Raw genomic sequence first — 23,691 nt, 5'->3', positions numbered from 1 at the left:
ATGGTCCGGGTCTGCCAACGGCGCCTTGGGAGGGGAAATGCCGATGTCATCCAGTGTTGTACGTGCGGTGTTCGCGCGAATCATGGGCGTTGCGCTGCTGGGCCTGGCCACGCTGGCGCAGGCCGCCCCGCAGATCACCAGCGTCCAATCGCCCGGCGACGTGCTCAAGGTCAGCCTGGTGCTGGACGGCGGCACCGCCCGCTACCGTGTGGAGCGCTTCGGTGAAGCCGTGGTGGAGGATTCCAGGCTTGGCTTCGAACTGCGCGATGGCCGCCTGGACCGGGATTTCATCCTGCTCGGGCAGCAACGACGCAGCGTCGATGAGACGTGGGAACAGCCGTGGGGGGAACGCCGCCTCACCCGCAACCATTTCAACGAGCTGACCGTGCAGCTGGCCGAAACCACCGGCAGCAAGCGCCGGCTGGATGTGGTGTTCCGCGTCTACGACGACGGCCTGGGCTTCCGCTATGTGTTCCCTGAGCAACCGAACCTGCGCGAAGCGATCATCGACGACGAGCTGACCGAATTCGCCATCGCGGCAGACTCCACAGCGTGGTGGATCCCCGCCGGCGAACCGATCCACTACGAGTATCTCTACCAGCGCACGCCGCTGCGCGAGATCCCGCTGGTGCACACGCCGATGACGCTGCGCAGCCGCGATGGCCTGCACGTTGCGATCCATGAGGCTGCGCTGGTGGACTACGCCGGCATGTGGCTGCGCCGCACCGACGGCCAGCGCCTGCGCGCGCAGCTCTCGCCCTCGGCCGAAGGGTGGAAGGTGCGCCGTGCCCTGCCCTTCGTCACGCCCTGGCGCACGCTGCAGATCGCCGACAGCGCCGGCGGCCTGGTCGAGTCCGACCTGATCCTCAATCTCAACGAGCCCAATGCACTGGGCGATGTGAGCTGGGTGAAGCCGGCCAAGTACCTGGGCGTGTGGTGGTCGATGCACCTGGACAACGAAAGCTGGGCGACCGGACCGAAGCATGCGGCGACCACCGCCAAGACCAGGAGGGTGATCGATTTCGCCGCCGCGCACGGCTTCCGTGGCGTCCTGGTGGAGGGCTGGAATCCCGGCTGGGACGGCATGTGGGTGGGCAATGGCTACGACTTCGACTTCACTCGCGCCACGCCCGATTTCGACATTGAAGCGCTTTCGGCATATGGACTGAAGAAGGGCGTGCACCTGATCGGCCACCATGAAACGGGCTGTGCCATCGAACACTATGAGGCGCAGCTCGACGCCGCGCTGGACCTGTATGCGCGGCTGGGCGTGGACCAGTTCAAGACCGGCTACGTCTGCGACGACGGCCAGGTCGACCGCCGCAACCCGTCGGGTGGCCCGCTGTGGCGGGAGTGGCACGACGGCCAGTTCATGGCGCGCCACCACCTGCATGTCGTGCAGGAAGCCGCGCGCCGGCACCTGTCGGTGAATCCGCACGAGCCGATCAAGGACACCGGCCTGCGCCGCACCTATCCCAACTGGATCTCCCGCGAAGGCGCGCGCGGCATGGAGTACAACGCCTGGGGCCAGCCGCCGAACCCGCCCGAACACGAAGTCAATCTGGTGTTCACCCGGATGCTGGCCGGACCGATGGATTACACCCCCGGCATCCTCAGCCTGAAGGGCCGCCACGGCCAGGCCATCCCCAGTACCCTGGCCCGTCAGCTGGCGCTGTACGTGGTGCTGTACAGCCCGATCCAGATGGCCGCCGATCTGCCCGAACACTACCTGCAGCATCGGGAGGCGTTCCGCTTCATCGAAGACGTGGCGGTGGACTGGGAGCAGAGCCGCGTGCTCGACGGTGAAGTGGGCGACTACGTGACGATCGTGCGCCGCGACCGCAACAGCCGTGACTGGTTCCTGGGCAGCATCACCGACGAGCATGGCCGCGTGCTGCCGGTGTCGCTGGGCTTCCTGGAGCCGGGCGTGCGCTACCGCGCGGAAATCTATCGCGATGGCGACGGTGCGGACTACCGCAGCAATCCGTTCGCGTTCACGCGGCAGACGCGTGAAGTGACCAGCGCCGATGCACTGACCCTGATGCTGGCGCCGGGCGGCGGGCAGGCCATTCGGTTCACGCCATTGGAGTGATGAATGCCCCCGCGTGACGTTCGCCGGGCATGGCCCGGCGCTACCGTGGCGGGGATCTGAAAGCGATTACAACCCTGCAAACGTCATTGAATACGTATGCAGGGTGATTCCCGCGGAGAACCCGCTGCCTACCATAGCGGCGACGACAGCGGCCACCGCGTCGCACGTTCACGGCGTTGCCGGAACGACCTCGAAATGAACAACAACATTGCCTGGGAGGGGAAAATGTTGAACCACAAGCGCAGCGCGCTGAGCATCGCGCTGGCCGTTGTCCTGGCGCCGTCACTGGCGGCGGCACAGACCACGCAGAGCACCACCACGCCGGCCGGCACCGCCGCCACCAACCTGGATACGGTGCAGGTCACCGGTATCCGCCGCGGCATCGAGAACGCTATCGCGATCAAGCAGGACGCCACCTCGGTGGTGGAAGCGATCTCCGCCGAGGACATCGGCAAGCTGCCCGACGTCAGCATTGCCGAATCCATCTCGCGCCTGCCCGGCCTGGCCGCGCAGCGCGTCGCCGGGCGTGCACAGGTGATCAGCGTGCGCGGCCTGTCACCGGACTTCGCCACCACCCTGCTCAACGGCCGTGAGGTCGTCAGCACCGGCGACAACCGTGGCGTCGAGTTCGACCAGTATCCATCCGAGCTGGTCAACGGCGTGACGGTGTACAAGACGCCCGATGCGGCACTGGTCGGCCAGGGCCTGTCGGGCACCATCGACATGCAGACCGCCCGTCCGCTCAGCTTCCCCGACCGGGTGATCGCCGTCAGCGGGCGCCTGCAGAAGAGCTCGCTCGGCGATGCGGCCAACGTCGATGAGTTCGGCAACCGCTTCAGCGCCAGCTACATCGACCAGTTCTTCGACAAGACCCTGGGCATCGCCATCGGTTACGCGCACAGCGACAACCCGATCCAGGAAAACCAGGTCGGCCTGTACGAGCCGTGGACCACCCAGTACACCACGGACGGAAAACGTCCCGGCGTTGCTGCAGGCACCTATTTCTCCGACGGCATCAAGGCGCTGCGCCGTACCGGCAACAACAAGCGCGATGGCGTGATGGCCACGATCCAGTTCCGGCCCAACAACAGCTGGAGCAGCACCTTCGATGCGTTCCACACCGAAGCCGAGCAGATCGACACCGCCAACCAGTTCGAACTGAACCTCAGCAACTACAACGGCAATTACCTGCCGGGCCTGCTGATCAGCAATCCGCAGATCAACGCCGACGGCACCTTCACCGGCGGTACCGCCAGCGGCGTGTACCCGCTGGTGCGCGGCATGTACAACAAGCGCAAGGACAAGATCGACGCGTTCGGCTGGAACAACGAATTCAACTTCGGCAGCGTCAAGCTGGTCGCCGACCTGAACTACTCCAAGGCCACGCGTGACGAGCTGAACCTGGAGAACAATCTGCAGCTCACGCCCATGCCGCAGCTGGATACGGTCGGCGTGCAGATCCGCCAGAACGGCTTCTCGCAGATCAGCCCGGGGCTGAACTACTCCAATCCCGATGCCCTGTTCCTGACCAACACCATCTATGGGTCCGGCTACGGCAAGGTGCCGAAGGTGGAAGATCGCCTGAAGGGCGGCAAGCTGGCGGCGACCATCGCCCTGCCCGAAGCGATGGCGTCGTGGGCACCGGACCTGGACATCGGCGTGAACTATGCCGATCGCCGCAAGGTCAAGACCCAGTCCGAGGGCAACATCCTGCTCGGTGCCCAGGGCGATGCCAACATCGCGGCGGACCTGCAGTACGACCCGGTGAACCTGGGCTTTGCCGGCCTCGGTACCATCCCGGCCTGGAACGTGCCGGCGGCGGTCGCCCGCTACATGACCTTCGATCCGGTCGACAACCTGGACTACCTGATTCCCAAGTCGTGGACGGTGCAGGAGAAGATCACCACCGCCTGGGCGCGCCTGAACATCAACACCGACATCGGCGTGGTCGGCGTGCGCGGCAACATCGGCGTGCAGATGCAGCGCACCGATCAGAGTTCGGACTCCCGCTACTGGGACGCGTCGCAGCCCGCCGGCAGCAACGTGCAGCCCTACTCCGACGGCCGCAAGTACAACGACTGGCTGCCGAGCCTGAATCTGGCCTTCATGTTCCCGCACGAACAGACCCTGCGCTTCGCGGCAGCCAAGCAGGTCGCGCGCCCACGCGTGGACCAGATGCGCGCCGGCCTGGAGTTCGGCGTGGATACCTCCACCGGCCGCCCCGGCGGCAGCGGCGGCAATCCGCGGCTGGACCCGTGGCGCGCCACCGCGCTGGATCTGTCCTATGAGAAGTACTTCGGCGAGAAGGCCTACGTCGCTGCGGCGATCTTCTACAAGGACCTGAAGAGCTACGTCTACACGCAGTCGGTGGACAACTACGACTTCAGCGGGCTGCTCGGCAACTACGTGCCGCCGCCGGGCATGGTGGTGCCCGTGCTGCCGACCGGCACCTTCTCCACGCCGGTGAACGGTGAGGGCGGTACCCTGCGCGGCCTCGAGCTGACCGGTTCGTTCCCGCTGGAGATGCTCACCGACAGCCTGCGCGGCTTCGGCGTGCAGGCCAGTGCCACGTTCAACGACAGCGACATCAAGATCCTCGACCCGGAAAGCGCCTCCAGCGTGGGTACCGATCCAATCAGCCTCCCGGGCCTGTCCAAGCGTGTGTACAACTTCACCGCGTACTTCGAGCGCAATGGTTTCGAGGCCCGCGTGAGCCAGCGCCGTCGTTCGGACTTCATCGGTGAGATCGGCAACTTCAACGGCAACCGCACCCTGCGTTATGTGGTGGGCGAGAACGTGACCGATGCGCAGATCAGCTACACCTTCAGCGACAGCAGCGCCCTGCGCGGGCTGACCCTGCTGCTGCAGGGAAGCAACCTGACCAACGAGCCGTACCGCACCTACGCCGGCACCAAGGATCGCCCGCTGGAATACATCGAGTGGGGCCGCACCTACGTGCTGGGTGTGAACTACAAGTTCTGACCCTCACCGGGCAATGCCGGCCCCAGGCCGGCAACCACCCCATCGGTAACGCCGGGCCATGCCCGGCCCCGCCATCGGTAGCGCCGGGCCATGCCCGGCGGCGAGGACCGCAGGCATGACCGGAAACCCGCTGCGCCTAAGCAGCGGGTTTTCTTTTGGGCGGGGTCCGCCAGCCACGGCACGGCCCATAAAAAAGGGACGGGGCGCTTCGGCCCCGTCCCCGCAAGTACCGCCACCGGAGAAATCGATCAGCTGCGTCGTGCGCAGAACACCGCACGCGGCGGCAGCTGGAGTTCGCCACCCTGCACCGTACCCGCATCCGGGCCCGGCACATCCATCTGCTGCCAACGGCCGGCCGGCAGCGGATGGGTCACCGCCTCGCCCGACAGGTTGAAGGCCAGCAGGAGGGTTTCATCTGCAAGCATACGCTCGAACAGCAGCACTGGCTCACTGCTGTCAAGGAACCGGATGCTGCCATGCTGCAGGACGGGCTGATGGCGACGCCAGCCCAGGAATGCCCGGAAGGCCGCCAGCACCGACTGCGGGTCAGCGTCCTGCACCGCGACGGCCGCTGCCCGGTGCCCGGCCGGAATCGGCAACCACGGCTGACCGGTAGTGAAACCGGCCAGTGGCGCATCCGTCCACGGCATCGGAGTGCGGCAGCCATCGCGGCCCTTGAAGTTCGGCCAGAAGGTGATGCCGTAGGGATCCTGCAGCGCCTCGAACGGCACCTCGGCCTCGGCCAGGCCCAGTTCCTCGCCCTGGTACAGGCAGACCGAGCCGCGCAGGCAACTCAGCAGCGCCACCAGCATGCGCGCCAGGCGCGGATCGGCCGGATGGCCGCCCCAGCGGGTGACCGCGCGCTCCACATCGTGATTGGACACCGCCCAGCACGGCCAGCCTTCACTCATCGCGGTTTCCAGGCGCGAGACAGTCTCGCGGATGTAGGCCGCGCTGTAGTCGTCCACCAGCAGTTCAAAGCTGTAACCCATGTGCAGGCGGCCATCGCGGGTGTACTCGGCGGTGGTGGCCAGCGAATCCTCCGAGGAGATCTCGCCCAGGCTGACCGCACCGGGGTACTGGTCGAGCAGCGCGCGCAGCCGCTCCAGGAACGGCAGGTTCTCCGGCTGCGTGTTGTTGAAGTAGTGGTACTGGTATGCGTACGGGTTGTCCGGGCTGAAGCCTCGGCCAACGCGCTTGTCAGCGGGCTTGGCCGGGTTGTCGCGCAGCTGCGCGTCATGGAAGCAGAAGTTGATCGCATCCAGGCGGAAGCCATCCACGCCACGGTCCAGCCAGAATCGCACGTTGTCCAGCGTGGCCTGCTGCACCTGCGGGTTGTGGAAGTTCAGGTCCGGCTGGTCGACCAGGAAATTGTGCAGATAGTACTGTTCGCGGCGCGGTTCCCACTGCCAGGCGCAGCCGCCGAACAGCGACAGCCAGTTGTTGGGCGGCGTGCCGTCCTCGCGCGGGTCGGCCCAGACGTACCAGTCGGCCTTCGGATTGCTGCGATCCTGGCGGCTCTCGCGGAACCACGCGTGCTCGATCGAGGTATGGCTGAGGACCTGGTCGATCATCACCTTCAGTCCCAGGCCGTGGGCCTTGGCCAGCAGGCGGTCGAAGTCCTCCAGGCTGCCGAACAGCGGGTCGACGTCGCGGTAATCGGCGATGTCATAGCCGAAGTCGGCCATCGGCGACTTGAAGAACGGCGAGATCCAGATGGCATCCACACCCAGCGTGGCGATGTGGTCTAGGCGCTGGATGATCCCTGGCAGGTCACCGACCCCGTCGCCGTTGGCGTCAAGGAAACTGCGCGGATAGATCTGGTAGATGACGGCTCCGCGCCACCATGGATAGTGCGACATCGACAGCCCCCCTCCGGGCATGCGGGACCCGCCGGAAGCGGGCCGAAAACCAAGTCCCGCAAGCTTAGCGGTGCCTCCCCGGGGATGGCGCCACCTGCATACGTATTCACGCCAGGCAGTCACGGACGGCCGGGGCGATCAGGCCGGCAGGCCGGTTTGCGCCCGAATTCACGGGCAGCGCCTATAATCATCGACGAGCCTGAAAGCCTGATCGCATGACCATCACCGAAGACACCCGCCCCGCCCTGGGCCTGCCCCAGATCCAGTCGCTTGCTGCGGCCGACATGGCCGCCGTCGACGCCCTGATCCGGCGCCGGCTGTCCTCGGACGTCGTGCTGATCAACCAGATCGCGGACCACATCATTTCCGCCGGCGGCAAGCGCCTGCGGCCGATGCTGGTGATGCTGGCCGGTCATGCGGTCGGCCATGCCGGCCCCGAGCACCACCAGCTGGCGGCGATCATCGAGTTCATCCACACCTCCACCCTGCTGCACGATGACGTAGTGGACGAATCCAGCCTGCGGCGCGGCCGCAGCACCGCCAATGCCCTGTGGGGCAACGCACCGAGCGTGCTGGTTGGCGACTTCCTGTACTCGCGCAGTTTCCAGCTGATGGTCGAGCTGGACCGCATGCCGGTGATGCGGATCCTGGCCGACACCACCAATCGCATCGCCGAAGGCGAAGTGCTGCAGCTGCTGCACGTGCATAACCCGGATACCGACGAAGCGGCGTACCTGCGCGTGATCGAGCGCAAGACCGCCGTGCTGTTCGCTGCCGGCACCCGCCTGGGCGCGCTGGCCAGCGGCGTGGACGAAGCCACCCAGCAGGCGCTGTACGACTACGGCATGCATCTGGGCTACGCCTTCCAGATCGCCGATGACGTGCTGGATTACTCGGCCAACGCCGAGGAGCTGGGCAAGAATCTGGGCGACGACCTCGCCGAAGGCAAGGCAACGCTGCCGCTGATCCATGCCATGGCCCACTCCGACGACGCCACCCGCGAGCGCCTGCGCACCATCGTGCAGGAAGGCGATGCGTCGGCAATGCCGGAAGTGCTGACCGCGATCCACGCCACCGGCGGCCTGGACTACAGTCGTCGCCGGGCCGAGGAATACGCAGAGCGCGCCGAGCGTGCGCTCGACGGGCTGGGCGACAATGATGCCGTCGCCGCTCTGCGTGGACTGGCCCGCTACGCGGTGCAGCGCACGCATTGACCGCGCTCGCCGGGCATGGCCCGGCGAACCCGGTGCCTCAGCGCTTCTCGAAGCGCTCCTCGAAGAACTCGTCCAGTGCCTTCCACGCGCGCTTCGCCGCCCGCTCGTTGTACTGGCATCCCGGCGGATTGTTGGCATCACGCTCGGCAAAGCAATGCACGGCGCCGCTGTAGTTGGTGAATTCCCAGTCGACCTTGGCGGCATTCATCTCGTTCTGGAAGCTGGCGATGTCGGCCGCGGTCACGCTCCTGTCATCGGCACCATTGAGTACCAGCACCGAGGGATGCGCTCCACCGGCCTGCGCCGGCAGCGGCGAGCCCAGCCCACCATGCAGGCTGACCACGCCGGCCAGCGGCGCGCCCGCGCGGGCCAGCTCCAGAACGGTGGTACCGCCGAAGCAGAAGCCGACCGCACCGATGCGGCTGGCATCCAGCGGCACCTTGCCGGCCTGTGCCTTGAGCACATTCACCGCCTCCAGCGCACGCGCCCGCAGCAGCGGCCGGTCGTTGCGCAACGCGGTGGCGACCGGCCCTGCCTCGGCATCGGTCTTCGGCCGCACGCCCTTGCCATAGACATCGGCCACCAGCACCACGTAATCATCGCCAGCCAGCTGCTTGGCCTTCTCGACCGCCGATTCGTTCACACCCTTCCAGTTCGGCACCATCACCAGTCCGGGGCGCCTGTCACTGTCCCCGTCGTCATAGACCAGCACCCCGCTGAAGGTCGTGCCCTGGTGCGTCCACTCCACCGGCTGGGTCTTCATCGCCGCCCACGCCGGCAGCGCCGCCAGACCCAGGACCATCGCCACACCCCAACGCCATGCATTCATGCGCCTGCTCCAGAGAAAAGGAAACAGAGGGGTCGCCTGATGTCCCCCTCCCGTCCGCATTCTGCATTGGCGGCGTGACGCAGGTGTGGTTGGATACGCCCTGATTCCGCCCAGCCCCTGTTTGCGAATGAACCTTGTCGATCAATTCCTGTCCGGCCTGATGCCGCGCCTGCCCGCCGACGATGCTGCGCAATGGGCGCATGTCCAGGGCGCCAGCGCCGGAGACCTGCAACGCCTGCGTGCGCAGTGGCCGCAGGTACCTGACAGTCTGGTTGCGCTGCTGTCGCGCGTGGATGGCACGCATTTCCGCCGGTATCCCGAGGGCGAGGTCTGCGTGCTGATGCTCGGCTCGGACGTGGAAGGCGGCGGATACCCCTACTACCTGCGCTCGGTCGCACAGATCTTCGAGGATCAGCGGCACTGGGACGACAGCATCCGCTCGATCTACGAAGAATGGCTGGACGACGAACCGGAGATTCTCGGCGACGGCATCGATGCCGACGTACCGATGAGCCGCCGCCTGTGCTTCTCGCACTGCATGAACAACGGCGGCACCTCGATGCTGTACCTGGATTTCGACCCGGCCCCGGGCGGCACGATCGGCCAGGTGGTGCGCTACCTGCACGACCCGGACAGCTATGCGGTCATCGCGCCCGGCTTCGATGCGTATCTGCAGCAGTTGATTGACGGCGACTACGCGTTCATCGAGGAAGCGTAGATCCACGCCTGCGTGGATGAATTTGCCGGTGGGTTGCCGGCCGGGATCCCGCCGGGGTCAGAACCCTTTCCTGCGGAAAGGGATCCGCCCCCCTCAGGCGATGCCCAGGCCCGGAATCGCGCTGATGCTGTCCGGATCGAATCCGGCCAGCTCGGCGAAGTGACGTCCGCGCGCAACGTAATCGCGGTAGGCACCAAAACTTGGTGCGCCCGGCGACAACAGCACCACCCCGCCCTGCTCGCCCAGCGCAGCGCGTGCCAGCGCCATGGCGTCCGGCAGGTCGACGGCCGCATGCAGCCCGAATCGACCTGCATCGGCCAGCGGCTGCAGCATCGCGTGGATGCGCGGGCCGTTGCTGCCCATGGTCACGATCTCCACCGGCGGCACATCGTGCGCCATGTGCTGCATGAAATCGGTCCAGTCCAGGCCGCGGTCATGCCCGCCCACCAGCAGCGCGATGCGCTGGCCGCTGAAGCACTCCAGCGCCGCCAGACTGGCGTGCGGCGTGGTGCTGATCGAATCGTTGATGTAGGTCAGCCCATCGGCCACGCCGATGCGCTGCAGCCGGTTGGGCAGCGGACGGAAATCCTGCACGGCCGGCGCCAGCGCCGCCGCGTCCAGGCCCAGCGCTTCCAGCGCGGCCAGCACCGCACACAGGTTGCCGCGGTTGTGGCGGCCCGGCAGCGGCGTATTGCGTGTATCGAACACCGCCTGTTCGCCACGATGCACGATGTCGCCACGCATGTGCCAACCCTGCGGCTGGTTGAACCAGACCACCTGGCTGTGCGGCAGCGTCAGTTCCGCCAGATGCGGATCGGCGGCATTGAGCACGGCGATGCACGGAGCGGCATCGGTGACCAGCTGCAGCTTGTCCTCGATATAGCGCTGTTCGCTGCCATGCCAGTCCAGATGTTCGGGGAACAGGTTCAGCACCACCGCCACCTGCGGTCGCGCGCCACTGCGCGCCACTTCGCCGGTCTGGTAGCTGGACAGTTCCACCGCCCAATACTCAGGCGCCGGCTGCGGGTCCAGCACTTCCAGCAGCGGCAGGCCGATGTTGCCGACCAGGCCGGTGCGATGACCGGCCGCACGCAGCAGGTGCGCGACCAGCGCGCTGGTGGTGCTTTTGCCCTTGGTACCGGTCACGCACACGGTGTCATGGACGATGCCGTCGTCAGCGGCATGCTCGGCGAACCAGAGCGCGGTGCCCCCGATGAAACGCGTGCCCCGTGCCGCCGCGGCCACCGCGATCGGCTGGTAGGGACTGATGCCGGGTGACTTGATCACCACGTCGAAGGCGGCCAGCGCCTCGGCCGAAGGCTCGCCACGCACCTCCAGTGCCCCCTGCGTTTCCGCGCGCGACGCATCGGCTTCAGCGGCAGGACAGAACAGGCTCAGCGGCAACGTCGGCAGGCGTGCACGCAGCACCGCGAATGCGGCACGGCCCTCACGCCCCCAGCCCCACAGCGCGACGCGCTTTCCCTCAAGCTGAGAAATCTTCACGCACCCGTTCCCACAGCGCAGCCGGAATGCGGTGCTCGCCCTGCAGCTGCAGCATCGGCGCCAGCTCCAGTTCGGCCGCGTCGAGCTGCGGCTGGATCTCGATGCAGAAGCGCTTCACCAGCGCATCTTCCTTCCACTCCGGTCGCTGCGCCAGGGTCGCCATTGCTGCACGCGATTCACGACCTTCGCCCACGCACTCGAACGGCTTGTGATCCTGGAACTCCAGCAGCGCGTCGAAGCCACCGGCCTGCTCGACATCGTCCAGCAGATTGCGACCGAAGATGCGCACGAGGCGGGTCTTGGGCATGAACGGCGCCAGCGCCAGAAACACGAAATGGCACTTCGGGCAGACGCCGCACCAGCGGTTCACGGGGCGCTCGCCGAGGATATGGAAGTTGCGGTTGCAGCTGGAGAAATGCGCGTCGTAGAAGTCGCTCTTGGCAAACTGGCGGGCCACCGCCAGTTCCGACATCGGTCGCAGCAGCGAGTAGTACTGCAGGTCTGCGGCCACGTGCGCCTGCACATGGCTGCCGAAGGCCTGCTCGAACGCCCAGCCCTTGGACCACTGGTGGTTCACCTCGCCGGTGCCCGGAATCTGGCTGCCGTAGCTGGCCGAGCGTTCGTTGGAGAACACCACCTGGTCCACGCCCTGCAGCAGGGCTGCCAGCACCATGATCGCCGAGTTCACCGCGGTCACCGGGATATGGCCGTTCCACGCCCCTTGGCGGTTGAGCTCGAACAGCTCCGGCGCCAGCGCGCGGCCCAGGTTCAGCGTCGGCAGGCCGGTGCGTTCGGCGCAGGCACGGATCAGCTGCGAACCGCCGATCCAGGTGACCGTCTCGTCCACACCCGCCCGTCGCAGCGCTTCGATGCTGACCAGCGAATCCTTGCCGCCACCGATGGCGACCAGCGCATGCGGCTGCAGGCCCACCTCCGGTGCCTGCACCGGCTCGCCCTGCACCGGCAGGCGGAAGCGGCCACGCAGGTTGAGGCCGTTGCGGTAGGCGAACTCGCCCAGGCCGTTGAGGTAGATCGCTTCCACCAGCGCCGCGGTATCGGCATCGATGGCGTAGCTGTCGATGCTGACGATCTCCGGCACGCCGGCCTTGTAGTAGCTGACGCCGGCGATCAGGTGCAGCAGCTGCAGCGCTCGCTGCACGGCAGCGGCGCGCGCCGGGTCGAGGACGAACGGGGCGCCGGGAACGGTGATGGTTTCCACCATCTCGGGGCCATCATCGAAGGCATAGACCAGCCGTGCCACGCCGCTGTCCGCGGCAAATTCGCAGCGGACGAAGCGGAAACGGGAGACCTGGTGTTTGTCGAAAGCAGTCATGGTGTATCCGGTCAGGCACGGACCCGCGCGGTGGCGCGGGGCGTGTCGGTGGGCGGGTGCAGCGCGCGCAGGGCGATCACTCGATCACATCCTCGCGCGGCAGCGCCCGCTGGTTGTAGGTGTTGGACATCACGTAGCCATAGGCGCCGGCGTCAGCGATCAGCATCACGTCGTCCGGCGCGGTGGACACCGGCAGCTTGCGCCGCTTGCCGAACACATCGCTGGACTCGCAGATCGGGCCGACGACATCGAATGCCGCCTCGGCGTACCCCCCCTGGCGGCTGAGGTTCTCGATGTCGTGCCAGGCGTCGTACAGGGCCGGACGCATCAGCGTGTTCATGCCGGCGTCCAGGCCGACGCGACGCACGCCGTCCTTCTCCACCACCTGGGTGGCATGGGTCAGCAGCACGCCGGACTCGGCCACCAGGTAGCGCCCTGGCTCGATGGCCAGGCGGAATGCGGGGTGCAGCGCCTTGACCTCGGCCAGGCCGGCAGCCCACGCGTCCAGATCGAAGGGCTCGTCCTCGTCGCTGTACGGAATCGGCAGGCCACCGCCGATGTCGATCGTCTGCACGCTGCCGATGCGGCGGGCGAAGCCTGCCAGCTCATCGCACATCAGGCGCCAATGCTGCGGGGTTTCCACGCCGCTGCCCAGGTGGGCGTGCAGGCCGACCACCCGGCTGCCCAGTTCGGTGGCGGCACGGACGAACTCATCGACGCGGGCGATCGGCAGGCCGAACTTGGACTCCTTGCCGCCGGTGCGGACCTTGGCGTGGTGACCTTCGCCGCGCCCCAGGTCCACGCGCAACCACAGCTCGCGGTTGCGGAACAGGTCCGGCCAGCGCAGCAGGGCTTCGACGTTGTCGACGGTGACGGTCACGCCCAGTGCGAACGCGGCCTCGTACTCACTGCGCGGGCAGAAGCTGGGGGTGAACAGCACACGCCTGGGCGAAAGTTCCGGCAGGTGCTGGAACACATGCTTCAGCTCGCCATGCGAAACGCACTCCAGGCCGAAACCCTCCGACTCCAGCAACTGCAGGATGGCCGGGTGGCTGTTGGCCTTGATCGCGTAGTAACGCTGGTCGATCGGCTTGATCGCAGCCAGCGCGCGGGCACGCGCCCGCACGGTCGGCAGGTGATAGACGTAGCGCGGGGTGCCCGCGTCGGCGAGCTGCAGCAGGTGTGCCCGCTGGCCGCGCCACCAGGGCGTGCCGCGCGGGCGAACCGTGCCGGCGATCTCGCGCCAGCGCGGGCCGAACACCTCGGTTTCCTCCACCGGCATGGCGCCGCTGTCGATCAGTTCCGCATGCAGGATCGGCAGCAGGCCATCGGCATCGGCCTCATCGATGACGAAGGTCAGGTTCAGGTCGTTGGACGACTGCGAGATCATGTGCACGCGCTCACGGCCGAACGTGGCCCACACATCCGACAGCTTGTGCAGCAGCGAGCGCATGCCCAGCCCGACCAGGGTGATCGCCGCACAGGGCACGATCACCTTGACCTTGCACACCTGCGACAGGTCGGCCGACAGCGCGGCCAGCACATCGGTGTTGACCAGGTTCTCCGACGGATCCAGAGACACGGTGACATTGGTTTCGGCCGAACCGATCAGGTCCACCGACAGGCCGTGCTTCTTGAACAGGGCGAACACATCGGCCAGGAAGCCGACCTGTTGCCACATGCCGATGCCTTCCATCGACACCAGCACGATGCCGTTGCGACGACTGATTGCCTTCACGCCCGGTACCGGCGCGGCATTGCCGTCGATGCTGGTACCTGGAAGCTCGGGGCGCTCGGTGTCGAGGATCGCCATCGGTACACCGGCATCGCGGCACGGCTTGATCGAGCGCGGATGCAGCACCTTGGCACCCGTGGTGGCGATTTCCTGCGCCTCGTAGTAATCCAGACGGGTCAGCAGGCGCGCGTCCGGCACATCCTTGGGATTGGCGCTGAACATGCCCGGCACGTCGGTCCAGATTTCCACCCGGCTGGCGCCGAGCAGCGCACCGAAGTACGCCGCCGAGGTGTCCGAACCGCCACGGCCGAGGATGGCAGTGCCACCGTCCGCGTGCCGCGAGATGAAGCCCTGGGTGATCAGCAGGCGGGTCGGCTGCGCACGGAAGCGCTGCGCCCAGTCCGCATCCGAGCGCCACTGGCAGTTCACCGACAGGCGTTGCGACCAGTCGCTCTGGTTCGGCTGCGGCGGCAGTGCATCCAGCCAGTGCCGGGCATCCATCCAGCCCATGTCCAGCCCGGACGCGCGTAGGTATGCCGCGCCCACGGTCGAGGACAGCAGTTCACCCTGGCCCAGCACGTCGGCCTGCCAGTCCAGCGGCCGGGTGGCCGCGCGCGGATCGTCCAGCAGGCCCTGCAGGGCGGCCAGACGCTCGGCCAGCACTTCGCGGCCCAGGCCCAGCTCGACCAGGAATGCCTCGTGGCGTTCGACCAGCGCGGCGACGCGATCACGGCTGTCCGCCGCGCCGTCGGCGATCGCGGTCAGCTCGTTGGTCACCCCGGACAGTGCCGAAACCACCACCAGCACGCGCGAGCCGGTCTCTTCCGCGCGTTTTTTCGCCAGCTTCCCGATCGTGTCCCAGCGATGGCGACGCGACACCGAGGTGCCGCCGAACTTCAGTACGATCCAACGATCGACAAGGGGGGAAGCTGACATGGATTGGCTATGTGTATTGTGGGGAAGCCGCCCCCGGGGGGCGGAACCTTCGATTCTAAGCCCAATATCCCCGCCATGACCGCCTATCGTTACCTGCAGCTCGATGTCTTTGCTCCCCGTCCCGGCACGGGCAACCCACTGGGTGTCGTATTTGACGCGGACGGGCTTTCCAGCGACCGCATGCAGGCGCTGGCCGCCTGGCTGAACCTGTCCGAGACAGTGTTCTTCATCCGCCCCACCGCGGCCGGTGCCGACTACCACGTACGCATTTTCACCCCGGCCAGCGAGCTGCCGTTCGCCGGCCACCCCAGTGTCGGTGCCGCCTGGGCAGCGGTGACCAGCGGCTTGGCCGTGCCGCGCGACGGTGCCCTGGTGCAGCAGTGCGCCGCCGGGCTGTTGCCGGTGCGCGTGTCCGGCCCGGCTGCCGCACCGACGATCCAGCTCGCCAGCCCCGCAGCACGGCACCTGGATGCCGCTCCCGGGGCGGTGCCGGAAGCGCTGCTGGCCCAGGCCGCCGAGGGCCAGGTGGCCGAGTTGTGGGACAACGGTCCACGATGGTGGCTGCTGCCCCTGCGTGATGCCGCCAGCGTGCGCTCCTTGGCGCCGGACATGGCCGCCGTGCGCGACTGGACCAATGCCACCGGCGCCACCGGCGTGGCCGTGTTCGCACCGGAACAGGCGGCCGCGCACGCGCTCGTGGTGCGCGCTTTCTGCCCCGGCGATGCGGTGAACGTGCCCGAGGATCCGGTGACCGGCAGTGCCAATGCGCTGATTGGCGCCTGGCTGTGGCAACGCAGCGCGCTGCCGGGCACGGACGCCGGCTACGTGGCCAGCCAGGGCCGCGAAGTGGGCCGCGATGGTGAGGTCCAGGTCCAGGTCGATGCGCAGGGCACCGTATGGATCGGCGGCCAGGTGCAGCCGGTGATCGATGGGCAGATTCACTGGTAGCCCCGCGCTACCCTATGCCGCCTTGCCGGTAGCGCCGGGCCAGGCCCGGCGACTCGCCGCGCTGCGCGCTCGCGGAGCATCGCCCCGCGCCACCGTCCCATCATTTCCTGGAGTTGTCACTGATGTCCGCACGCCGTTTCCTGCAACTGGATGTGTTCTCCCCGCGCGCCGGTGCCGGCAATCCGCTGGCCGTGGTGCTGGATGCCGACGGACTCGACGACGACACCATGCAGGCCATCGCCCGCTGGACGCGGTTGCCCGAGACAACCTTCGTGTTCCCGCCGCAGACGGCGGGAACCAGCTACCGCCTGCGCATGTTCAGTCCGCAGAAGGAAGTCCCGTTTGCCGGCCACCCCAGCGTAGGCACCGCGCATGCCGTGCTGCAGGCGGGCCTGGCGGAGGCGGTGGATGGCCTGCTGGTGCAGGACGGGATTGCCGGCGCGCTGCCGCTGCGGGTCAGCGGCGAAGGCGCGCAGCAGCGCATTGCCATCCGCACCCCGCGCGCGCAGCTGGCCGAAACCGCGCAGGCGGACGATCCGCGCCTGCAGGCGGCCCTGAAGGGCTGGCCACTGGGTCGGTTGCCGCCGGCACGCATGCAGGGCGGGCGCAGCTGGTGGGTGGTCCAGGTTGCCGATGAATCGGCCCTGCGCGCGCTGCGCCCGGACTGGGACGCGGTGGCCGCGCTGGCCGAATCCACGGACAGCATGGGCGTGTTCGCCTATGCATTCGCCGACGGCAACGAAGGCTTCGATCTGGCCGTGCGCGCGTTCGTCGGCAACGGGCGCCGCTTCGAGGATGCCGCCTCCGGCGCCGCCAACGCCGTGCTGGCGGCATGGCTGGACCTGCGCGGCGCTCTGCCGCGGGGCCGCGAGGCATTCGATGTCAGCCAGGGCCGGGAGGTCGGGCATGACGCACGCCTGACCCTGCGCGTGGACGAGGCCGGCGAGGTCTGGTCCGGCGGTCAGGTGCAGACGGTGATCGCCGGCACCCTTGATTGGTGATGGGTGGTTGCCCTGGGACGCCGGGCATGGCCCGGCGCTACCGACCTCAGCCCAGCTCGGCCTCCAGGCTGATGGGCACCGCGCTCAGTGCCTTGGACACCGGGCAGTTCTGCTTGGCATCGTCAGCGATGGCACGGAACTGCGTCGCATCGATCCCCGGCACCACGGCCTTCACTTTCAGCCGGATCTGCGAAAGCTGTGGGCCACCTTCCATCGACAGATCCACCTTCGCCTCGGTATCCAGCGACGTCGGAGTGAAACCGGCCTCGCCGAGCTTGGCCGACAGCGCCATGGTGAAGCAGCCGGCGTGCGCGGCGGCGATCAGCTCTTCCGGGTTGGTGCCCTTCTCCTCGCCGAAACGGCTGTTGAACCCATAGCGGGTCTTGTCCAGCAGGCCACTCTGCGGCGTGCTCAACTGTCCCTTGCCGGACTTCAGATCGCCTTCCCAGTGCGCGGTGGCGTGTCGCGAGATTCCCATTTGCTGCTCCTGTGTGGCGGTGATGAACGGTCACCCTCGCATGGCGCACGTTATGCCTGCGTCGCTCTGCCGCATTGCAGCGCGACCGGCACGCGTGCTCCGGCTCCATCGCGCCAGCTCCGCGCCATGCCGTTTTTCCCTTGTTTTCAGCGGTTTCGCACTTCCAGCCGGCGCAAGGGTCGGCGCTTTCCTGCCCCTCCGGGTGCCCCTGCCCCCTACCGCCGGCCATGTACTGAATCGGCCTGGATATGAAAAAACATGCACTTTCCGCGCTCCGGGCTATTGGCGGCGCCCGAGAGTTGCCCTACATTGCGCTTGCCGACGGGGTTCGGCGCCGACCAAACAACCAACCGTTCACGGAACAGGAAACCATGGCAAAGACCGCTAAGAAGGCTGCCCCGAAGAAGGCAGTGAAGAAAGTCGCGACGAAGGCTGCCGCCAAGCCGGCCGCTCCGAAGCCGATCAAGGAAGTGCTGACCAAGTCCGGCCTGGTTGCACACATCGCTGAAGCCTCCGGCGTTGTCGCCAAGGACGTGCGCGCTGTGCTGGCCTCGCTGGAAGGCGCTGTCGCCTCTTCGGTGCACAAGAAGGGCGCTGGCTCCTTCACCCTGCCGGGCCTGCTGAAGATCACCACCGTCAATGTGCCGGCCAAGCCGAAGCGCAAGGGCATCAACCCGTTCACCAAGGAAGAGCAGTGGTTCGCCGCCAAGCCGGCCACCACCAAGCTGAAGGTTCGTCCGCTCAAGAAGCTGAAGGACGCCGCGCTGTAAGCGCGCGCCATTCGGCGGATGCATGACGGGACGGCCCAGGCCGTCCCGTTTTTTTTGGCGCCCCCGGCGGTTCCGCGCAGGCAGCGACCATCTTCCGGGCACGGCGCCGGGCATCGCAACACAGCGTTGCCCCAGCAGCGCAAACGGCCTCCCAGGCCCGCCACCAAAGGCTGCGGCCACGCTTCCCCCGCACTTCGTCCAACCGGGTGGAACACTGCGTGCAGCGCCGGCCGTCGCCGCCGGCGGCGGCCTTGCCTATGGTGGGCACATTCCCCCACAGCAACGGCGAGCACCTCTCATGGCCAGCCCCTCCACCCGCTACCGGATCTCGGTGACTCCGATCGAAAAGGACGGGTTGCAGTGCACCGGGCGCTGCACCATCGAACTGGAACATCGCGCCAGTCGCGACCTGATGCGACTGCTCGAAGCGGCACCGCGCACCGCAGGGCTCAGTGGCGACGAGCGCGCCACGCTGGTGGTCGCCACCCAGTTGCTGCGCGACATCGTGCAGCGTCATGCCGACACCGACGGTCATGCACTGGCCGCACTCGCCGCCCAGGTCCTGCCGGCGCTGGATGCGCTGGATCAGCTGCCCTCCTCCCGCTGAAGGCCCCGTAGTCGATACACTGCCGTCCTCCAGGTCGCCTCGGGGAGGAGGCACCATGCGCAGGACCCTGCTGTTGCTGATGCCACTGGTGGCGCTGGGCTGTTCCCGGCCGCCCCCCGCAGTGGATATCACCGCCCCGGTCGCCACCAGACCGGATGATGCACGCCGGCAACCGACGGCTGCGGACGATGAGGCTGCACCGCTGCGGCCACCCACCGTCCTCCCGTTGCTGGCTGCAGTGGCCGACGACGCGGAGCCGCCCGGGGACATGCTCAGCCGCTACATGACCGACCTGCTCAATCGCGACCACGCCGCGAGCGACGCTGCCTGGACCTTCCCCCCCGCCGATCCGCGGCGGGCGGATGACGCCGCGCTGCGCCAGCTGGACAACGTGCGCGCCCTGCGCCTGCGCAGCCAGACGCCGGTCGCCGTCGACGGCAAGCTTCCGCCGCAGCTGCTGGAAGTTCCGGTGCAGGTCCGCGCGGTGACCGCCGACGGCACCTTCCGCTTTGGTGGCTGGTATCGCGTGCAGCCCAACGCCGACGGCAGTGCCTGGCAGATCCAGTCGGCGCAGCTGCGGCCCTCTTTGGACTGAACCGCTGCAACGGCATGCACGCTCGATTCAGCCTGCAAAGCTACTCTGTAGCCACCCCGCCCTTTCCGGTCACCGCCATGCGCCTGCGTCCCCTGATGACCCGCCTCGCCGCCGCCACCGTCCTGATCGCCGCTGCGATCGGCGCGCAGGCCGCACCTTCGATTTCCGGCCGCGAACTCTCGGTTGGCGCCAGCGACGTGCAGCAGTACCTGGACGGCAGTTTCCCGCGTACACAGGATGCACTTGGCGGCCTGATCGCGCTGACGATGAGCCATCCGCAACTGAGCCTTCCCGCAGGCGAACGCCTGAACCTGGGCATGGACGTGGCGCTTGCGACCGCCGGCGGCAGTCCGGCCAAGCTCGGTACGGTCAAGCTCAGCAGCGGCCTGCGTTATGACGCCCAGACCCAGGGCTTCCACCTGCAGCAGCCGAGCGTGGACGATTTCACCCCGGCCAATCAAGGCGGCCGCCTCGATTCACGTACCCGTGGGCTGCTCAATGCCTGGCTGAGCGACTATGCGCAGCGTGAACCGATCTACAAGCTTGATCCGGCCGTGGCCGGCATGCTCGGTGCGCTGCAGGTGCAATCGGCACAGGTGAAGAACGGCAAGCTGGTCGTCACCTTCAACCAGAACCTCGGCAACCTGGTACCTGCGGGCCTGCTCGGCAACTGAGCCGAGCTGCAACACGGTGCCCGGCGGCGTCCAGCGGCCGGGCACGCCACGATGTCAGCTTCGAATCGTCAGGCGGCCAGCGCGCGGACGACGGCCTCGCTGAAGGCGGGAATGTCGTCGGGCTTGCGGCTGGTGATCAGATTGCCGTCCACCACCACCTCGGCATCCTGCCAGCGCGCACCGGCGTTGAGCAGATCCTGCTGCAGTGACGGCCACGAGGTGACCTCGCGGCCGTTGGCCAGATCACTGTTGATCAACAGCCAGGGGCCGTGGCAGATCGCCGCGACCGGCTTGCCGGCCGCCGCCACGTCGCGGATGAAGTCCACGGCGGCCTGATCCGTGCGAAGCGTGTCCGGATTGATCACGCCACCGGGCAATACCAGCGCGTCGAACCCTGCCGCGTCGGCTTCGCTCAGGGGGATGTCCACCGCCACCGCCTCGCCCCAGTCCTTCTCTTTCCAGCCTTTGATGGTGGCTTCCTTCGCCGGCGATATCACGCTGACCCGGGCGCCTTCCGCTTCAAGCAGGCGCTTGGGTTCAATCAGTTCGGACTGCTCGAAGCCGTGGGTGGCCAGGATGGCGATCTGTCTGCCTTTGAGGCGCTGGGCCATGGGTGCACTCCCGTTGGTGAGGATGAGTACCCAGCGTGCGGCAACGTACATTGAAGCGGAGTGACCCGCGTGTCGATGGCAGGTGCATGTCCGCGATGCGGCCGGCGATCGGCCGGCCGTACCCGGTGCCGGTCAGCGCTTGGGCTGCAGCATGGTGCCGGTGCACTTGGGGGAACCGCAGCGGCACTCCCAGATCTTCTTCAGCTTGGCCGTATGGCGCTCGGCCAGGACGATGCCGTAGTTGTAGGTCAGCTCCTCACCGGCGGCGATATCGCGCAGCGCTTCGATGAACACCTTGTCACCACGGCTGTCGCCGTCCGCATCTTCCTCGATCACCGCCTCGCAGTTGGGGTCGCAGCTGTGGTTGATCCAGCGCGCATCGTTGCCCTTGTAATTGGCATCGATCACCCAGTCGTCGTTGAGGGTGAACAGGAAGGTGTGGCCGCTTTCGACGTCACCGCTGTCATCGGCATCGACGTCGCCATGGCTGCGCAGCAGGCCCTTGTACTGGATCACGCGCTCGCCCTGCTTGATCGGGGCCACGGCGAACACACCGTTGCCATGGATGGCGGACTTGCGGGCTTGGATCTTCTTCGGCATCGGCACGGGCTGTTTGCAGCGAAAGGAACCCGGATTCTCGCCCATTCCGGGCAATTGCGAAAATCGTCCCGATGCTCCAGCATGTCGCCCCGATCGTGACTGCGGGTGAACGGCCCCGGCCAGGGTCTCCCAGCGCCGGCTGAATGCCCGGGTTGGATGCCGGCGAAGAAAAGCGTACAATTTCAGTCCGCTTTAAGAACCGCTCGCATCCCCCATGTTGCGCGTCACCAAACTCACCGATTACGCCACCGTCGTGCTGACCGTGCTCGCCGCCCGTCCGGGCGAAGTGCTCAGCGCCACCGAGCTGGCCGAATTCACCGGCCTGGAGCCGCCCACCGTCAGCAAGGTCCTCAAGCCGCTGGCACAGGCCGGCCTGGTCGAGGGCCTGCGCGGCGTCCGCGGCGGCTATCGGCTGACCCGGCCCGCCGTGGAGGTCTCGCTGTTCGAAGTGGTGGAAGCAATGGAAGGGCCGCTGGCCCTGACCGAGTGCAGCCACGACCACCACCAGTGCGGCATGGCGCCCAAGTGCGGCGCGCGCAGCAGCTGGCGGCTGATCAACGACGTGGTCTCCGAGGCCCTGCGCGATGTCAGCCTGGCGCAGATCCTGCCCCCTCTTCCCCTTGTCGATGACGAACAGCGCCGCACCATCGCTGTCGACGTCGTCTCCTGATCCGTAGGCAGCCCCCATGGCCACCGAAACCATCGAAACCGTCGCCCACGACGACACCCCCAACCGCGAGATCCATGAGCAGCTCGGCCGCAAGTACTCGGCCGGCTTCGTCACGGACATCGAATCGGACTCGCTGCCCCCGGGCCTGGACGAGGACACCATCCGTGCGCTATCCGCCAAGAAGGACGAGCCGGAGTGGATGACCCAGTGGCGCCTGGACGCCTACCGCCATTTCCTGACGATGCCGATGCCGAACTGGGCCAAGCTGCAGATCGCCCCGATCGACCTGCAGGCGCTCAGCTATTACTCGGCACCGAAGGGCCCGAAGTACGCCTCGCTGGATGACGTGCCCAAGGAACTGCTCGATACCTACGACAAGCTGGGCGTGCCGCTGCACGAGCGCGCCAAGCTGGCCGGTGTGGCGGTGGACGCGGTGTTCGACTCGGTCTCGGTCGGCACCACGTTCCGCAAGGAGCTGGCCGAGAAGGGCATCATCTTCTGTTCGATGTCCGAAGCCATCAAGGAACATCCGGAACTGGTGCGCCAGTACCTGGGCACCGTGGTGCCGGTCGGTGACAACTACTTCGCCGCGCTCAACTCGGCGGTGTTCTCCGATGGCAGCTTCGTGTTCATTCCCAGGGGCGTGCGCTGCCCGATGGAGCTGAGCACCTACTTCCGCATCAACGCCGGCCACACCGGCCAGTTCGAGCGCACCCTGATCGTGTGCGAGGACAAGGCCTACGTGTCCTACCTGGAAGGCTGCACCGCGCCGATGCGCGACGAGAACCAGCTGCACGCCGCAGTGGTCGAGCTGGTGGCGCTGGAAGATGCGGAGATCAAGTACTCCACGGTGCAGAACTGGTATCCGGGCGACGAGAACGGCGTCGGTGGCATCTACAACTTCGTCACCAAGCGCGCCGAGTGCCGCGGCGCACGCAGCAAGGTCACCTGGACCCAGGTCGAGACCGGCTCGGCGATCACCTGGAAGTATCCGTCCTGCGTGCTGCTGGGCGATGACTCGGTCGGCGAATTCCACTCCGTCGCGCTGACCCACCATCGCCAGCAGGCCGACACCGGCACCAAGATGATCCACGTCGGCAAGCGCACCAAGAGCAAGATCGTCAGCAAGGGCATCAGCGCCGGTCGTGGCCAGAACACCTACCGCGGCCTGGTCAAGGTCGACCGCAATGCCGAGGGCGCACGCAACTACACCCAGTGCGATTCGCTGCTGATCGGCAAGCAGTGCGGCGCCCACACCTTCCCCTACATCGAGGTGAAGAACCCGGGCGCCACCGTCGAGCACGAGGCCACCACCTCCAAGATTTCCGATGACCAGCTGTTCTACTGCCGCGCCCGTGGCATCAGCCAGGAAGACGCGGTGTCGATGATCGTCGACGGCTTCTGCAAGCAGGTGTTCCGCGAACTGCCGATGGAATTCGCAGTGGAAGCCAAGAAGCTGCTGGAAGTCTCGCTGGAAGGTTCGGTGGGCTGAGCCCTGCCCTCGCAACGCATTCTTTTTATCGGCGGGCTGCG

General features: G+C 67.1%; 20 protein-coding genes. 12 read left to right on the top strand and 8 right to left on the bottom strand.

The window, feature by feature from the left end; all coding sequences use genetic code 11:
- The first annotated feature begins 37 nt into the window (after window positions 1–37).
- Together AC06FB_RS06445 and AC06FB_RS06440 are read left to right on the top strand one after the other, a co-directional pair.
- On the top strand, window positions 38–2,092 hold the full coding sequence (locus AC06FB_RS06445; protein WP_478053476.1) for a glycoside hydrolase family 97 protein: 2,055 nt from the start codon (window positions 38–40) through the stop codon (window positions 2,090–2,092).
- 225 nt (window positions 2,093–2,317) lie between these two features.
- Window positions 2,318–5,074, top strand: a complete 2,757-nt coding sequence (locus tag AC06FB_RS06440) for a TonB-dependent receptor (protein WP_065174735.1) — start codon at window positions 2,318–2,320, stop codon at window positions 5,072–5,074.
- A gap of 248 nt (window positions 5,075–5,322) precedes the next feature.
- On the opposite strand, the gene AC06FB_RS06435 is transcribed toward AC06FB_RS06440, so the two are convergent.
- Window positions 5,323–6,936 (bottom strand): alpha-glucosidase family protein, encoded by a 1,614-nt coding sequence (locus AC06FB_RS06435; protein WP_065182403.1) that lies wholly within the window; start codon window positions 6,934–6,936, stop codon window positions 5,323–5,325.
- A gap of 215 nt (window positions 6,937–7,151) precedes the next feature.
- On the opposite strand from AC06FB_RS06435, the gene AC06FB_RS06430 reads away from it, so the two are divergent.
- Window positions 7,152–8,150 (top strand): polyprenyl synthetase family protein, encoded by a 999-nt coding sequence (locus AC06FB_RS06430; protein WP_065182404.1) that lies wholly within the window; start codon window positions 7,152–7,154, stop codon window positions 8,148–8,150.
- Between the two features lie 37 nt (window positions 8,151–8,187).
- Here AC06FB_RS06430 and AC06FB_RS06425 read toward each other — a convergent pair whose 3' ends face one another.
- A complete protein-coding gene (locus tag AC06FB_RS06425) occupies window positions 8,188–8,979 on the bottom strand; it encodes a dienelactone hydrolase family protein (RefSeq protein WP_459040498.1) in 792 nt (263 codons plus the stop codon).
- A 127-nt stretch (window positions 8,980–9,106) separates the two neighbouring features.
- Here AC06FB_RS06425 and AC06FB_RS06420 point away from each other — a divergent pair, with 127 nt between their 5' ends.
- Window positions 9,107–9,697, top strand: coding sequence for an SMI1/KNR4 family protein (locus tag AC06FB_RS06420; protein ID WP_277381479.1), 591 nt, complete (start codon window positions 9,107–9,109; stop codon window positions 9,695–9,697).
- Between the two features lie 93 nt (window positions 9,698–9,790).
- Here AC06FB_RS06420 and murD read toward each other — a convergent pair whose 3' ends face one another.
- From murD to AC06FB_RS06405, 3 genes are all read right to left on the bottom strand, one after another.
- A complete protein-coding gene (gene murD / locus AC06FB_RS06415; protein WP_478053475.1) occupies window positions 9,791–11,200 on the bottom strand; it encodes a UDP-N-acetylmuramoyl-L-alanine--D-glutamate ligase in 1,410 nt (469 codons plus the stop codon).
- Entirely contained in the window at window positions 11,181–12,533 is a 1,353-nt protein-coding gene (gene murL / locus AC06FB_RS06410; RefSeq protein ID WP_478053474.1) for a UDP-N-acetyl-alpha-D-muramoyl-L-alanyl-L-glutamate epimerase, read from the bottom strand. Before murL ends, murD begins: the two co-directional genes overlap by 20 nt.
- Before the next feature lie 76 nt (window positions 12,534–12,609).
- Complete coding sequence (locus AC06FB_RS06405; RefSeq protein ID WP_128990367.1) at window positions 12,610–15,204, bottom strand: bifunctional aspartate kinase/diaminopimelate decarboxylase; 2,595 nt, start codon at window positions 15,202–15,204, stop codon at window positions 12,610–12,612.
- Window positions 15,205–15,279: 75 nt separating this feature from the next.
- On the opposite strand from AC06FB_RS06405, the gene AC06FB_RS06400 reads away from it, so the two are divergent.
- Window positions 15,280–16,152, top strand: a complete 873-nt coding sequence (locus AC06FB_RS06400; RefSeq protein WP_478053473.1) for a PhzF family phenazine biosynthesis protein — start codon at window positions 15,280–15,282, stop codon at window positions 16,150–16,152.
- Between the two features lie 122 nt (window positions 16,153–16,274).
- The gene (locus tag AC06FB_RS06395; RefSeq protein ID WP_065182410.1) at window positions 16,275–17,153 is read left to right on the top strand and encodes a PhzF family phenazine biosynthesis protein; all 879 of its coding nucleotides are present in this window, start codon (window positions 16,275–16,277) and stop codon (window positions 17,151–17,153) included.
- Window positions 17,154–17,199: 46 nt separating this feature from the next.
- On the opposite strand, the gene AC06FB_RS06390 is transcribed toward AC06FB_RS06395, so the two are convergent.
- A complete protein-coding gene (locus AC06FB_RS06390; RefSeq protein WP_053516662.1) occupies window positions 17,200–17,631 on the bottom strand; it encodes an OsmC family protein in 432 nt (143 codons plus the stop codon).
- Window positions 17,632–18,002: 371 nt separating this feature from the next.
- Here AC06FB_RS06390 and AC06FB_RS06385 point away from each other — a divergent pair, with 371 nt between their 5' ends.
- From AC06FB_RS06385 to AC06FB_RS06370, 4 genes are all read left to right on the top strand, one after another.
- Window positions 18,003–18,401, top strand: a complete 399-nt coding sequence (locus AC06FB_RS06385; RefSeq protein WP_053516661.1) for an HU family DNA-binding protein — start codon at window positions 18,003–18,005, stop codon at window positions 18,399–18,401.
- Between the two features lie 298 nt (window positions 18,402–18,699).
- The gene (locus AC06FB_RS06380) at window positions 18,700–19,008 is read left to right on the top strand and encodes a DUF3861 family protein (protein ID WP_053516660.1); all 309 of its coding nucleotides are present in this window, start codon (window positions 18,700–18,702) and stop codon (window positions 19,006–19,008) included.
- A gap of 55 nt (window positions 19,009–19,063) precedes the next feature.
- Window positions 19,064–19,603 carry a hypothetical protein gene (locus tag AC06FB_RS06375; protein ID WP_065174555.1) on the top strand — a complete coding sequence of 180 codons (540 nt, stop codon included), beginning with the start codon at window positions 19,064–19,066 and terminating at the stop codon, window positions 19,601–19,603.
- A 77-nt stretch (window positions 19,604–19,680) separates the two neighbouring features.
- Window positions 19,681–20,277 (top strand): YceB family lipoprotein, encoded by a 597-nt coding sequence (locus tag AC06FB_RS06370; RefSeq protein ID WP_065174554.1) that lies wholly within the window; start codon window positions 19,681–19,683, stop codon window positions 20,275–20,277.
- Window positions 20,278–20,345: 68 nt separating this feature from the next.
- Here the strand turns inward: AC06FB_RS06370 and AC06FB_RS06365 are convergent, their stop codons facing one another.
- Together AC06FB_RS06365 and AC06FB_RS06360 are read right to left on the bottom strand one after the other, a co-directional pair.
- Window positions 20,346–20,888, bottom strand: coding sequence for a type 1 glutamine amidotransferase domain-containing protein (locus tag AC06FB_RS06365; RefSeq protein WP_111186009.1), 543 nt, complete (start codon window positions 20,886–20,888; stop codon window positions 20,346–20,348).
- Window positions 20,889–21,020: 132 nt separating this feature from the next.
- Entirely contained in the window at window positions 21,021–21,488 is a 468-nt protein-coding gene (locus tag AC06FB_RS06360) for an SET domain-containing protein (protein ID WP_053516698.1), read from the bottom strand.
- 214 nt (window positions 21,489–21,702) lie between these two features.
- Between AC06FB_RS06360 and AC06FB_RS06355 the strand changes: the two genes are divergently transcribed.
- The gene (locus AC06FB_RS06355) at window positions 21,703–22,158 is read left to right on the top strand and encodes an SUF system Fe-S cluster assembly regulator (protein ID WP_053516656.1); all 456 of its coding nucleotides are present in this window, start codon (window positions 21,703–21,705) and stop codon (window positions 22,156–22,158) included.
- 16 nt (window positions 22,159–22,174) lie between these two features.
- Window positions 22,175–23,650 carry a Fe-S cluster assembly protein SufB gene (gene sufB / locus AC06FB_RS06350; protein WP_065182413.1) on the top strand — a complete coding sequence of 492 codons (1,476 nt, stop codon included), beginning with the start codon at window positions 22,175–22,177 and terminating at the stop codon, window positions 23,648–23,650.
- Window positions 23,651–23,691 lie beyond the last annotated feature (41 nt).

Source organism: Stenotrophomonas sp. Steno-C15 (genome assembly GCF_056393265.1).
This window is presented reverse-complemented; position numbering and strand designations above follow the sequence as displayed.

What these genes read in the sequence shown, in the direction of transcription:
- AC06FB_RS06405 (WP_128990367.1), bottom strand. Translation starts at nt 15,204, where the DNA reads ATGTCAGCTTCCCCCCTTGTCGATCGTTGGATCGTACTGAAGTTCGGC.
- AC06FB_RS06445 (WP_478053476.1), top strand. Translation starts at nt 38, where the DNA reads ATGCCGATGTCATCCAGTGTTGTACGTGCGGTGTTCGCGCGAATCATG.
- AC06FB_RS06420 (WP_277381479.1), top strand. Translation starts at nt 9,107, where the DNA reads ATGAACCTTGTCGATCAATTCCTGTCCGGCCTGATGCCGCGCCTGCCC.
- AC06FB_RS06380 (WP_053516660.1), top strand. Translation starts at nt 18,700, where the DNA reads ATGGCCAGCCCCTCCACCCGCTACCGGATCTCGGTGACTCCGATCGAA.
- AC06FB_RS06360 (WP_053516698.1), bottom strand. Translation starts at nt 21,488, where the DNA reads ATGCCGAAGAAGATCCAAGCCCGCAAGTCCGCCATCCATGGCAACGGT.
- AC06FB_RS06355 (WP_053516656.1), top strand. Translation starts at nt 21,703, where the DNA reads ATGTTGCGCGTCACCAAACTCACCGATTACGCCACCGTCGTGCTGACC.
- AC06FB_RS06440 (WP_065174735.1), top strand. Translation starts at nt 2,318, where the DNA reads ATGTTGAACCACAAGCGCAGCGCGCTGAGCATCGCGCTGGCCGTTGTC.
- AC06FB_RS06425 (WP_459040498.1), bottom strand. Translation starts at nt 8,979, where the DNA reads ATGAATGCATGGCGTTGGGGTGTGGCGATGGTCCTGGGTCTGGCGGCG.
- AC06FB_RS06400 (WP_478053473.1), top strand. Translation starts at nt 15,280, where the DNA reads ATGACCGCCTATCGTTACCTGCAGCTCGATGTCTTTGCTCCCCGTCCC.
- AC06FB_RS06430 (WP_065182404.1), top strand. Translation starts at nt 7,152, where the DNA reads ATGACCATCACCGAAGACACCCGCCCCGCCCTGGGCCTGCCCCAGATC.
- AC06FB_RS06390 (WP_053516662.1), bottom strand. Translation starts at nt 17,631, where the DNA reads ATGGGAATCTCGCGACACGCCACCGCGCACTGGGAAGGCGATCTGAAG.
- AC06FB_RS06365 (WP_111186009.1), bottom strand. Translation starts at nt 20,888, where the DNA reads ATGGCCCAGCGCCTCAAAGGCAGACAGATCGCCATCCTGGCCACCCAC.
- AC06FB_RS06435 (WP_065182403.1), bottom strand. Translation starts at nt 6,936, where the DNA reads ATGTCGCACTATCCATGGTGGCGCGGAGCCGTCATCTACCAGATCTAT.
- AC06FB_RS06370 (WP_065174554.1), top strand. Translation starts at nt 19,681, where the DNA reads ATGCGCCTGCGTCCCCTGATGACCCGCCTCGCCGCCGCCACCGTCCTG.
- AC06FB_RS06395 (WP_065182410.1), top strand. Translation starts at nt 16,275, where the DNA reads ATGTCCGCACGCCGTTTCCTGCAACTGGATGTGTTCTCCCCGCGCGCC.
- AC06FB_RS06375 (WP_065174555.1), top strand. Translation starts at nt 19,064, where the DNA reads ATGCGCAGGACCCTGCTGTTGCTGATGCCACTGGTGGCGCTGGGCTGT.
- sufB (WP_065182413.1), top strand. Translation starts at nt 22,175, where the DNA reads ATGGCCACCGAAACCATCGAAACCGTCGCCCACGACGACACCCCCAAC.
- AC06FB_RS06385 (WP_053516661.1), top strand. Translation starts at nt 18,003, where the DNA reads ATGGCAAAGACCGCTAAGAAGGCTGCCCCGAAGAAGGCAGTGAAGAAA.
- murL (WP_478053474.1), bottom strand. Translation starts at nt 12,533, where the DNA reads ATGACTGCTTTCGACAAACACCAGGTCTCCCGTTTCCGCTTCGTCCGC.